The organism is Marinobacter sp. (genome assembly GCF_041690455.1).
GTDB lineage: Bacteria > Pseudomonadota > Gammaproteobacteria > Pseudomonadales > Oleiphilaceae > Marinobacter.
The window spans coordinates 1-8,806 of record NZ_JAWLHI010000097.1 but is presented as its reverse complement, the minus strand read 5'-3'; the positions used below and the strand labels follow the sequence as shown (position 1 = coordinate 8,806).

The following is an 8,806-nucleotide window of genomic DNA, read 5'->3' as shown; positions in this document are numbered from 1 at the left end:
CCAATGACTGAGTCCGTTCTGTTCCAGGCACTGGCGCAGCAGTTGGACCCAGGCAGTTTCGGAGGGCACGCCATAGGCGGCACTGAGGCTGTCACCCATGATCAGGATGGTATTCTGACTGGCCAGTGCCGGAGCGGCCAGGGCGGTGAACAGCACCAGAAGGATTGATCTGGCATGCAGCAATAGCGTATCCATAGACAGTTCGTTTACCTTGATAAAACGTTTCACACCATTGAGCCGGGAGTACCCGTGAATCAGATGACCAAACCGACGGATGAAAGTCATCCACCGATGTTGCGTGCAAAAGACCTGACCCATCGGGTCCGCCTGGAAACCGATACGTTGACGATCTTGCAGGGGGTCAACCTGGAAATCAATCGTGGAGAATCAGTAGCGATCGTCGGCCGGTCCGGTTCCGGGAAAACAACGTTGCTGGGGCTGCTCGCGGGGCTGGATACACCAACCGAGGGTTTGGTGGAACTCGACGGCGCCATCATCAGCCAGCTGAGCGAAGACCAACGGGCGAAATTGCGAGCCAGCCGGGTCGGCTTCGTGTTCCAGTCTTTCCAGCTGCTGCCGGCGCTGACCGCCCTGGAGAACGTCATGCTGCCGCTGGAGCTGGCGGGCATTGAGGATCCGGAGAAGCGCGCCCGTGAACTACTCGAGCGGGTCGGCCTCGATGAGCGTCTGACCCACACACCGCGCCAGTTGTCCGGCGGTGAGCAGCAGCGGGTGGCGATCGCCCGGGCCTTCGCCTCTGATCCGGTGGTGTTGTTTGCCGACGAGCCTACCGGCAATCTGGATAACCGCACCGGCCAGGCAGTCTCGGACCTGCTGATGGCCCTCAACCGGGAGCAGGGCACCACCCTGGTGATGGTGACCCATGACGAACATCTGGCGGCGCGGTGCTCGAGGCAGTTCCACATCGAGGCAGGACAACTGACCGAGCCCAACGAGCTCGGGGAGTCGGTATCCTGATGGCGGCCGAACAGAAACTCATGTCCGTACGCCGTGACTGGCGCGAACGGGATGTCCGGGTGGTGCTGGCCGCTCTCGTGATCGCCGTTGCCACCGTGGCAACCATTGCGCTGTTCGCAAGTCAGCTTCAGCGGACCCTGGTCACCTCCGCCAGTTCTTTCCTTGCCGCCGACCGGCAGCTGGAGGCCGAGAACGGGCGGCCGATCCCGGATTCGTGGTTGCAGGAAGCCGATGCCCGGGGTCTTGAGACCGGGCAGATGGTTGAATTTTCCACCATGGTGTTCGGCGGTGAGGGATTCCAGCTGGTATCCGTCAAAGCCGTGAGCAATGAGTATCCGCTCCGGGGTCAAATAGAGATTCAGGAGGGACCGGACAGCCCCCGGGAGCTCGTCTCATCCGGTCCCGGGCCGGGTGAAGTCTGGATCAACCCGCGTTTGCTGCGGCTTCTGGAGCTTGAAATCGGTGATTCGCTGGAAGTAGGCAATCTGGAGCTGATGGTCTCGGGCTTGCTGATTCGAGAGCCGGACGGCGGTTTCCGCCTGTCCGCACTGGCCCCGAGAGTGATGATGCACAAGGATGACGTGCCATCCACGGGCGTGGTTCAGGAAGGCAGCCGGGTGGAATACGTTTATCTGTTCGCAGGTGAGGAAGCTGACCTGGAAGGCTACTACGAGTGGCTGCAACCGCAATTGGAGCCCAGCCATGAATGGGAGGGCGTGCGGGACGGTGAGACCTTCTCCCGGTCGCTCCAGAGAGCGGAACGCTTCCTGCTGCTTGGTGGCAGCCTGGCCGTATTGTTGGCCGCCGTCGCGGTGGCTGTGGCCAGCCGGCAGTATGCGTTGTCCCAGCGGGACACGGTGGCATTGCTGAAAACCCTGGGGCTCAATGGTGCCGGCATCGGGAGGCTGTACCTGAGACGGCTGCTGCTGTGGGGCGTGACCGGCATTGTCGGCGGCCTGCTGGTGGCCATCCCGCTGTTCTGGCTGCTGGCGTCCATGCTCAGTGATGTGCTGGAGCGCCCGGTGGATATCTACCTGGATCCGGCCGCACTGGCCCCCGCGCTGCTGACTGCGCTGGTTTCGCTGTTTGCATTTGCCTATCCGCCCATTCGCCGGCTTCGGAACGTGCCGGCTATGCGGGTGCTGCGCAGTCAGCCGGGCGAGCGTGGGCGTGAGGCCTGGCCGGATATGCTGGTGGCCATTGTCGCCATCTTCGGACTGGTGTGGGTTTATGCCGGTGAACTGGCCCTGGTGGTATCACTGCTCGGTGGTCTGGTATTGCTTTTCGCGGCCCTGGGGCTGCTCGGATGGGCGATGGTCACGGTCTTGCGCCGCGTTCGTGGTGGCGGCAACGCCTGGCGTCTGGCACTGGTGGGCCTGTACCGGCACCGTAACGCCAGTCTTTCCCAGATTGCGGTCTTCGCCATGACCCTCATGCTGGCGGCGACTCTGGTGCTGGTCCGCACTTCGTTGCTGGACGACTGGCAGGCACAGCTGCCGGACGATGCACCGAACCACTTCCTGATCAACATTGCGCCGAATACCGTCGACGAGGTAGCCGGATTCTGGGACGAGCAGGGGCAGCCTCTGGAAGAACTCTATCCCATGGTCCGGGGCCGGCTCACCGAGCTGAACGGACAACCGGTAAAAGAAGCGGTCAGCAAGGACGAGCGCATCGGCGCCCTGAACCGGGAATTGAACCTTACCTGGATGGATTCGTTGCCGGAAGATAACGAAATCGTCGAAGGGCAGTGGTTTGCCGATGGCGACCAGGAAGGTGTTTCGGTTGAAGCGGAGCTGGCCGGGCGGCTGGGCCTCCAGCTGGGCGACGAGCTGACCTTTACCATCGGGTCGGAGAAGGTGACCGAGACGGTGACCAGCATCCGTACCGTCCAGTGGGACAGCATGAAGCCGAACTTCTATATGGCGTTCCCGCCGGGCGGGGGGCTGGAAGGATTGCCCGCGACCTGGATTACCAGCTTCTATCTCCCGCCGGAGAAGAAGACGGCGCTTAATGACTTTTCACGCCAGTTCCCGACCGTATCGGTGCTGGAGATTGATCACATCATCAGCCGGATACAGGAAATCGTGCAGCAGGTGACCCGGGCCATCGAGGCGATTCTGGCCCTGATCCTGGCCGCTGCGCTGGTGGTGATGGCCGCCGTGGTCAGTGCCACACTCCAAGACCGTCAGCGGGAAGGCGCGTTGCTCCGGACCCTGGGCGGGCGTCAGTCCCTGCTGGTGCGCAGTACCATGCTCGAGTTTGCGGTGCTGGGTGGTTTTGCCGGCCTGCTCGGTGTGGTCGCCGCGGAGGCGGCGGTTTACGCATTGCAGTTCCGTATGTTCGAAGGCAGCTTCAGCTGGCACTGGCAGGTGATTGTTCCGATCCCGGTGATCAGTGCCATTGTGCTGTCCCTGTTCGGACGCTGGCAGCTGCGGCCCGTGCTGAGCGTTTCGCCCATGTTGTTACTGCGCCGGCTTGAGTGAGCCTGATCAGCGGTAATTCGCGAGGATGGCTTCCAGTTCGCCGTTCTCGCGGATTCTGGTCAGTTCGCGATTGAATTGGTCGGCAAAGTCCTGCCAGTCCTTGCGCAGCATGATCCGGAACCCGAAGGTGCTGATGCTTTCCCCGGAAGTGCGAAAATGGTCCCGCAGGCCTTCGTTTCTCAGGAACCACTTGCCCACCAGCCGGTCGGCGACGGCGGCGGCGAAGCGGTTTCCGTGCAGCACATAAAAGAACATGTCCCGATCCCGGGCCACGTCAAAGCGGCGAATCCTGCCGGATTCGAAATGCGGTTCCAGCGTTGGATAGATGTAGCCCAGGTGGGTCACGATGGTCTTGGAGAACAGGTCCTCCGGGGTCCGGTAAGTCAGTTCCGAATTCTTCGGGAAGAAGAAAACCTCCTCGATTGCCACCACCGGATCGGTGAACAGGAACTTGTCCGGCTCATCGGTCCATTCCCGGGCCCGTGGCGTGGCATCGATGTATCCCTCAAGCAGCATCTGATCCACCCGTTTACGGGGAATCTTCTCCGCGATCAGTTCATAGCCGAGCCGGTCCGCAATAAGGGACATAACATCCCACATGATGCCTGAAGGCGCACGGTTCTCAACGATGAGGTAGGGCGGGTAACCGTTCGGGGAAACGTTGAAACGCAATGTCTGTTTTTCGGAGGTTGCGCTGGCGGTTGCCGGGAACAGGATGGCCGTGGACAAAAGAAACAGGGAGGCCAGGGCCAGGGAGGAGGTCTTGCGGTCTGTCATTATTGGACTCTGATGGCGTCGTGAACGTTACTCAGGGTAATCCGGCTACCTCCCTGCCAGCTTGCCGTGCAATTGTTACCGTAATGACGGCCGATTTCAATTATTCCGGTTCTTTCTTTTGCTCTGGGTCGAACGGGCCCGAGGGCCCGTTGCTCACTCAGGCCCAGGCCCGGCGCAATACCGCGCGGGCATCTTCCAGGGTGACTTCCTTCGGATTGAACATGATCGAACCATCATCAAGGGCCATCTCGGCAATCTGGTCCAGCTGGCTTTCCTGCACCTTGCCGGTTTCCTTCAGGGTCCGTGGCAGCTGGCAGCGCTTGTAGAGCTGGTCCCGCATCTTGCGGATGGCGGAAATGGTGGCTTCAGCACGGCGGGCTGCGGGAGTGGCCGAGTAGACTTCCGGCCCCTCAAGATACAGCAGCAACTCACCCAGGGGCTCCCGGATCGACTCCAGGTTGTACTCCAGCACGTAAGGCAGGTACAGGCTCATGCACAAGCCATGGGGCAGGTGGCAGATCGCCCCGGTGGCGTGCCCCAGGGAATGCACCAGGCCAACCATGGAGTTGGAGAAGGCGATACCGGCCATGGTCGAGGCCTGGGCCAGCTCCAGTCGCCCTTCGGCATCCTTGGGATTATCCATCACATTCAGCAGCGACTGGCTGATCTTCTTGATGGCCGCAGTGGCATAGGCATCGCTGAGTGGATTCTTCGCCATGCAGGTGAACGCCTCGGTGGCGTGGGTCATCGCATCCATGGCGGTTGCCGCGGTGATGTGAGGCGGCAGCGTCAGGGTCATCCGCGGGTCGATGATGGCGGCATTGGGCAGCAGGAATGAGGAAGTGAATGGCAGCTTCACGCCCTTTTTCTCGTCGGTGATCACCGCCACCGCGGTGACCTCGGAGCCGGTGCCGGCGGTGGTCGGAACCACGAAGAACGGCTTCAGGGGGTGCTTGAGGATGCCGGCACCGCTGTATTTGGCAATGTCGTCACCGCCTTCGGACACCAGGATGTTCACGGCCTTGCCGGTATCGATGGCCGATCCGCCGCCCACAGCGATAATGGCGTCGCACTTTTCCTGCCGGTAAATACCGGCGATATCACGGACGACGGACGTGGATGAATCCGGCGGCACGTCATCATAGATGCTGACGATCTCCAGGCCGCTCTCCTCACAGGCGGCAATCACCGGGTCCAGCAGACCCGCGGCGCGAACGCCCTTGTCGGTCACGATCATCGGCCGCTTCGCTGCAAGTCCGGTCAGTTCGTAGGGAATGTGCTCAAGGGCAGCCTTGCCGGCAATGACTTTGACCGGGCAGAAGAACTCGTAATATTTTTGGCTCATTTAGGGTCTCACTGTCTCGACAAAATTGGTGGCAACCTTCAGGTAGATCCGGGCAGCACTGATCAGCTTCTCCGGCAGATGCAGGTTGGCGGGGTACTCCTTCACCGCCCGCTCGGCAATCATCTTGGGCAGGATGAAGGTCTCCAGCCTGTTCAGCACACGGGTCATACGCACCGCGTAACTGACGTCACCGTCCACCAGCATCCGGTCATTGGCAAACGCCTCCGAGGTTTTCTCCTGGAAGGACAGCACCAGAAAGGCATGGGCGATGTGCTTGAACTGGATGGACAGGTCCACCGGCCGCGGGGCGGACTGGCCGTGGTAGTGGAAATGGCCGTCTCCGGTGTGCTCGACGATCAGGCGAGGTCCCTCGGGCATGACCATCATCTCGAATAGCAGTCCTTTCGGAAGTGCCCGGGCCTCATTCTGCACGGTCTCGTCCACTTCACTGACTGCCTGCAAGGCCCGCCCCATCACCTGGAACATTATGTCCACGTAGAGTCGGCGCGCCTGGAACACCATAGGCTGGATACGTTTGAGCAACATGGCCGTCGTCCATAGTCTGTTGTTGATACCACTGATTTTTAGAGTTAATGCTCTAAAAGTCAATGCAGGCAGTGACGAAGATTTGCCGTCGCTGGGGCAACAGGAGATCTCACAACGAAAAAGCCGGGCCGCTTTCGCGATACCCGGCTTTCCTGGAGGCGGGGAGAGGGCTACTGGGTAAGTGCGGCCAGCTTGCGCTGGGCTTCCTCGCCCACATCGCCGCCGGCCTTGGCAGCCTCGCTGTAATAGGCCATGGCCTCGTCACGGCGGTTCTGCTTGACGGCGACATCGCCCATGCGCAGGTAGCCGATGGATGTGCGTACCACGTCATTGGCCTTGGTCAGGTGATCCCTTGCCTTGTCGATCTTGTTCAGGGCCAGGGCATTCAGGCCGCTGCGAAGCTGGTACTCGAACATCTCCGGGTACAGGGAGACGGCCTTGTCAAAATCGGCTTCGGCCTTCTCCATTTTTTTCTGCTGCTGGTAAATGCGCCCTCTCAGGGAATAGAACATGGCTTCCCGCGGCAGGATGCGGATAGCCTCGTTGATTTTGCCGAGGGCGGTGTCGTATTCCTTGTTGGAGGCCAGCTTCAGGGCCTCGTCATGGGCGTCGTAGGCTGGCTGGAGCTCCCTCAGCCTGGCCAGCTTGCGCTCATAGACATCCGCACCCCGATACCCGCCGGCGCCGATCTTGCTGACCAGCTCCCGGTTCTCGGCCACACGCCTGGCCGAGGGCGGGTGCGTGGCGAACAGGCCCTGGATGAAGCCCTGGTCGCGGCCTTCACTCAGCTCCAGGAACAGCTCCTGCAGTTCCACCGCCGCCTGGGGATCGTAGCCGGCCTCTTTCATGTAATTGATGCCGTAGTGGTCCGACTCCAGCTCATCCCCCTGACTGTACTGGGCCAGGGCGAGCTGCGCACCGAGGGCTGCGCCGCCCATGATCAGGCCGGCCCACTCGTTATCGGATACCGCAAACCCGAGCCCAGCCACACCCAGGCTGATCAGCTGGGCCTGCTGCATGCGCTGGACACTGTGGCGGGCGGCGGCGTGAACAATCTCGTGGCCGAGCACCGAGGCCAGCTGGGCCTCGTCATCCAGCTTGGTGAGCAGCCCCCGGTTGATGGCAATCTTGCCACCGGGCAGGGCCCAGGCGTTGGGCACGCTGTTATTCAGCACCACGAATTCATAGGGCAGGTCGGGGCGGTCACTCACTTGTGCCATCTTCTGCCCAACCTCGCTTACGTAGAGGTTCAGTTCCGGGTCGATGTAGAACCTGCCACCCTGGGTCTGCTGGGTCGGCACATACTGTTCGTCACCGATGGCCAGTTCCTGGGTCTCGGGAATCAGGGAAAGCTGTTTCTCGCCGGTGACGGGGTTAACGGAGCACCCCGCAATGAACGCAAGGGCAAGAAACATCAGCCCGAATCGGGAATTGGATAGAAGCACGGTTACCTCCTGTACCTGGGTGCCTGGCAGATGCCGGTTCCATACATGATTACACGCTTGGGTGGGCCTGAAAACGTCCGTTTTCTGGAGAGGCGCCCTGTCTTGACGTATTATAGTTAACCGATTCCTTTCCCGGTTATTAATTCCCGACTAAGGCCTTCCATGAACAATCTGCTCGAGCTGGCCTCGCTGCTGTGGTTTTTCATCTGCTGGATTGGTTACACCCAATATTCGAAGCGCAGGGCGTCGGACCGGCCCTGCCTGTCGAACACCCTGGATCTCTATCGGGAAGACTGGATGCGGGTAATGCTGCGGCGTGAGAATCGAATGTCGGATACGTCAGTCGTGGGCAATCTTGAACGCAACGGCGCCTTCTTCGCCTCCAGCTGCCTGCTGATCCTGGCCGGTATCATCACCGCACTGGGCTACACCAGCGAGGCCATGGAGGTGTTCGCTGCCATGCCTTTCAGCGCGGTGCCGACCCGGGAGATCTGGGAATTACGACTGGTCGTGCTGCTGGTGGTGTTTGTCTATGCCTTTTTCAAATTCACCTGGTCCATGCGAATGTACAACTTCGTCGCGGTGATGGTGGGCAGTGCACCCCTGGCCGAGGATACCAAGACCAGCCCGGCAGCCCGGGAGGCCTTCGCTCGCAGTGCCGGCAACATCTGTAACATGGCCGGGGATGCCTTCAACCTGGGGCTGCGATCCTTCTACTACGCGCTGGCAGTGGTCGCCTGGTTCTTCCACCCCATCGCATTCATAGCGGCCTCCACTGTTGTGGTAGTTGTTCTCTACCGCCGGGAATTTTGCTCCGATGCCCTTGAGGGGCTGCGCTCCGGAAAAGTCTTCGAGGAGCCGGCAGCGGGCAAGGCCGAGCCCAGGACCAAAACCAACTGATCAACAGGATTCTCCTGAATGGATAATCAAACCCGAATAGACCGGGTAACCCGGTTTATCGAAACCCTGAACCAGGCCCGCGAGCTGGGCCTGTCAGTCACTGACGCGGGTGACGGCACGCTGACGCTGTGTCTGCCCTACAGCGACCGGATTATCGGTAACCCGGACACCGGAGTGATCCACGGTGGTGCGATTACCACCCTGATGGACACCACCTCCGGGTGCGTCATCCTCTGCGCCCTGGAGGATTTCGAGCTGTGCCCGACACTCGATCTCAGGGTGGACTACATGCGTCCGGCGCATCCCCACAAACCGGTCTATGCCCGTGC

General features: G+C 60.9%; 8 protein-coding genes and 1 pseudogene. 4 read left to right on the top strand and 5 right to left on the bottom strand.

The genetic code is table 11. The annotated features are described in order from the left end of the window. Window positions 1–195: pseudogene (locus ACESMW_RS17320) on the bottom strand (arylesterase); the annotation flags it as partial. Window positions 196–258: 63 nt separating this feature from the next. Between ACESMW_RS17320 and ACESMW_RS17315 the strand changes: the two are divergent. Further along, the gene (locus tag ACESMW_RS17315) at window positions 259–978 is read left to right on the top strand and encodes an ABC transporter ATP-binding protein (protein ID WP_372988233.1); all 720 of its coding nucleotides are present in this window, start codon (window positions 259–261) and stop codon (window positions 976–978) included. Next, window positions 978–3,464: an ABC transporter permease gene (locus ACESMW_RS17310; RefSeq protein ID WP_372988232.1), complete on the top strand. Its 2,487-nt coding sequence runs from the start codon at window positions 978–980 to the stop codon at window positions 3,462–3,464. Before ACESMW_RS17315 ends, ACESMW_RS17310 begins: the two co-directional genes overlap by 1 nt. 6 nt (window positions 3,465–3,470) lie before the next feature. On the opposite strand, the gene ACESMW_RS17305 is transcribed toward ACESMW_RS17310, so the two are convergent. The 4 genes from ACESMW_RS17305 to ACESMW_RS17290 form a co-directional block, all read right to left on the bottom strand. Continuing rightward, window positions 3,471–4,241, bottom strand: a complete 771-nt coding sequence (locus tag ACESMW_RS17305) for a substrate-binding periplasmic protein (RefSeq protein ID WP_372988231.1) — start codon at window positions 4,239–4,241, stop codon at window positions 3,471–3,473. A gap of 157 nt (window positions 4,242–4,398) precedes the next feature. Continuing rightward, window positions 4,399–5,586: an iron-containing alcohol dehydrogenase gene (locus ACESMW_RS17300; protein WP_372988230.1), complete on the bottom strand. Its 1,188-nt coding sequence runs from the start codon at window positions 5,584–5,586 to the stop codon at window positions 4,399–4,401. Continuing rightward, window positions 5,587–6,132 carry a hypothetical protein gene (locus ACESMW_RS17295; protein ID WP_372988229.1) on the bottom strand — a complete coding sequence of 182 codons (546 nt, stop codon included), beginning with the start codon at window positions 6,130–6,132 and terminating at the stop codon, window positions 5,587–5,589. It lies immediately after the preceding gene. A gap of 170 nt (window positions 6,133–6,302) precedes the next feature. Further along, complete coding sequence (locus ACESMW_RS17290) at window positions 6,303–7,547, bottom strand: M48 family metalloprotease (protein WP_372988236.1); 1,245 nt, start codon at window positions 7,545–7,547, stop codon at window positions 6,303–6,305. Between the two features lie 192 nt (window positions 7,548–7,739). Here ACESMW_RS17290 and ACESMW_RS17285 point away from each other — a divergent pair, with 192 nt between their 5' ends. Both ACESMW_RS17285 and ACESMW_RS17280 read left to right on the top strand, forming a co-directional pair. After that, complete coding sequence (locus ACESMW_RS17285; RefSeq protein WP_372988228.1) at window positions 7,740–8,477, top strand: DUF599 domain-containing protein; 738 nt, start codon at window positions 7,740–7,742, stop codon at window positions 8,475–8,477. An 18-nt stretch (window positions 8,478–8,495) separates the two neighbouring features. Further along, on the top strand, window positions 8,496–8,806 hold a 311-nt coding region (locus tag ACESMW_RS17280; RefSeq protein WP_372988227.1), incomplete at its 3' end, for a PaaI family thioesterase.

Excerpts from the sequence above, each read along its gene's own strand:
- ACESMW_RS17315 (WP_372988233.1), top strand. The coding sequence starts at position 259 with ATGACCAAACCGACGGATGAAAGTCATCCACCGATGTTGCGTGCAAAA.
- ACESMW_RS17310 (WP_372988232.1), top strand. The coding sequence starts at position 978 with ATGGCGGCCGAACAGAAACTCATGTCCGTACGCCGTGACTGGCGCGAA.
- ACESMW_RS17305 (WP_372988231.1), bottom strand. The coding sequence starts at position 4,241 with ATGACAGACCGCAAGACCTCCTCCCTGGCCCTGGCCTCCCTGTTTCTT.
- ACESMW_RS17300 (WP_372988230.1), bottom strand. The coding sequence starts at position 5,586 with ATGAGCCAAAAATATTACGAGTTCTTCTGCCCGGTCAAAGTCATTGCC.
- ACESMW_RS17295 (WP_372988229.1), bottom strand. The coding sequence starts at position 6,132 with ATGTTGCTCAAACGTATCCAGCCTATGGTGTTCCAGGCGCGCCGACTC.
- ACESMW_RS17290 (WP_372988236.1), bottom strand. The coding sequence starts at position 7,547 with ATGTTTCTTGCCCTTGCGTTCATTGCGGGGTGCTCCGTTAACCCCGTC.
- ACESMW_RS17285 (WP_372988228.1), top strand. The coding sequence starts at position 7,740 with ATGAACAATCTGCTCGAGCTGGCCTCGCTGCTGTGGTTTTTCATCTGC.